Below are 2,206 nucleotides of genomic sequence, written 5' to 3' on the forward strand. Positions count from 1 at the left end.
GCAGCTGGATCCTGCGCATCCTGCTGGGCCATGGCGGCATGCCGACCTTTCATGTGGACGGATCCAGCCAGCACCAGCTGCTGTCCGCCATGCTGGAAGTGCCCGAGCTTGCAGATCCGAGCTGCAAGGCGGCAACAGTATTCGAAGCACTGCGGTTGAGGGCACAGAAGTTCCTAGGACCCTTGGCAATGCAGGGCGAGGCCAATTGGCCGGTTGCCCCTTGCTGCATGTCCACGACACTGGCGTGGCTGGGCAACAGTGCAGGGCTCAATCCAGTGGAACTTGCGATTTTTGAACTGGCTGTCGCTCTGCGCGTATTCGATGCCCTCAAGAAAGCAGTAAAAACGTGGGGCTCCATCAACCGGGGCGATCTGCCCCATGCGTTGAGTGCAGTCCTGAACCTCCCCTTGGAGGAAGTCCAGACCGCACTGAGCTCCAAAGGATCGCTCCTGTCCAGCGGCATCTTGCGCATGTACCCGGGCGGTGAGGAGTGGCTAGGCACTTTGCTGTTTGTCCCACGCCAACTTTCCGAAGGCATTGCCTACCACCAGGGGCCACCCCAGGAAATCCTGGCACATATGGCCACTCCACTGCGTGGGGATGGACTAAGCCTAAGTGACTTTGCGCACATCCCGTACCACACGGCGCTCGCAAAGAGCTGGCTAGAAGGTGTGCTCAAGGCGGCAGTGGACGGACACACAGGAGGACACATGCTGGTGACTGGAATGCCGGGGTTGGGGAAGACCGAGTGGTGTCGGGCCTTGCTGAGGGAAGCCAGTGTGCAGGCCATGGAGATGGTAGTCACCAATGACCGTGGTGGCGCCTTGACGGGTGAGGACCGACTGCACCACCTGCGCCTGGTCATGCGGATGATGCGCGCCACCCCACGCGGGGCCATCCTCTTTGACGAAGCGGACGATGTGTTTCGCCCGCCCGAATCGGAATTCGGCCATCGGCGTAGCTCAGGTGACGTGGATGCAGTGAGCATGGACAACCACCGGGCGGCCTTGAACCAATTGCTGGAGGGCAGTCGCATCCCGGTCATCTGGATCATGAACCACCCGGAGGTGCTGGACCGCGCCGTACTGCGCCGCTTCGATGTGGAAATTCACTTTGAGGGGATTCCCCGCTCGGTACGTCTGGGATTGATCCAAAAGCGTTTCGCTCCCAGGCAGCACAGTCCCGCTGCCATCACAGAAACTGAGCAGCAGCGCTGGGCTGAAGTCAGCACCTTGACACCGGCTCTCATCGACCGGCTGGGCCAAGTCCATGCGCGTGGCGACGATGCTGACGTCCCGATGGATGCCACCTTGTGCCGGCACTGGCTGCGCCAGCGACTGCCAGGTCGCCCCACCCAGCACCTGCGAATCCCAATCGAGCAGGGGGCCTACACGGAAGCATTTGCAGAAGCATTCACGTGGAGTCCAACCCAGGTCAATGCCAGTGTGGATTTGATGGAACTGGTGGCCGGTATTCGCAAGGTGGGAAGCGCGCGCCTGGCGCTGTGCGGACTTCCAGGCACCGGTAAGACCGCATTCGCCAAGGCCTTGGCGAACATGCTGGATAAGCCTTTGGTGGAGCAGCGTGCGTCCGATCTGCTGTCGGCCTATGTGGGAGAGACCGAACAGCGCATTCGCACTGCGTTTGAGAAGGCGCTCGAAGAGGGCGCTGTGCTCTTCATCGACGAGGTCGATGGGTTGCTGGCCAACCGCGATATGGCAGCACGTACCTGGGAGGTCACGCAAGTCAATGAACTGCTGGAGCAACTCGGCGAATACACCGGTGTGGTGGTGATCGCCACCAACCGCATGCAGGCCATCGATCCGGCCGCCATGCGCAGGCTGGATATGCAGATCATGTTTGAGCCCCTCAGGCCCGAGCAGGTGCGAGAGGGATTCGCCGCGCTGTGCAAGGCGCATGCAATCAAGGCTGGAATTGGTGATCTGGACAGTGCCTCACAAATCACCGGTGTCACACCCGGGGATTTCGCAGCCCTGTCTCGGCGTCTGCGATTTGCGCCGGATGCCCGCACGGCTGCGACTTTGATCTGCCTGCTGCAGGAACTACAGACGGGCAAGCAGCCGCGACGTGCGCCCATGGGCTTCGTAAGCGGGCGCGTCGCCACAGAGGCAGATGGCAGTGGGTAGTGCTGCCTGCACCTTGACTCTGAATCCGCAACTCCCTTTTCAATCCATTCTGTAGTCCG

Annotated in this window: 1 protein-coding gene; it reads left to right on the forward strand. The window is 61.1% G+C overall.

The genetic code is table 11. From position 1 onward, the window contains the following. Positions 1–2,147, forward strand: a 2,147-nt coding sequence (locus tag AC1RMF_RS26440; RefSeq protein ID WP_493145508.1) for an AAA family ATPase, incomplete at its 5' end; no start/stop codon positions are given. Positions 2,148–2,206: the final 59 nt, after the last annotated feature.

It is taken from the genome of Rhodoferax sp. GW822-FHT04A08 (assembly GCF_058801025.1).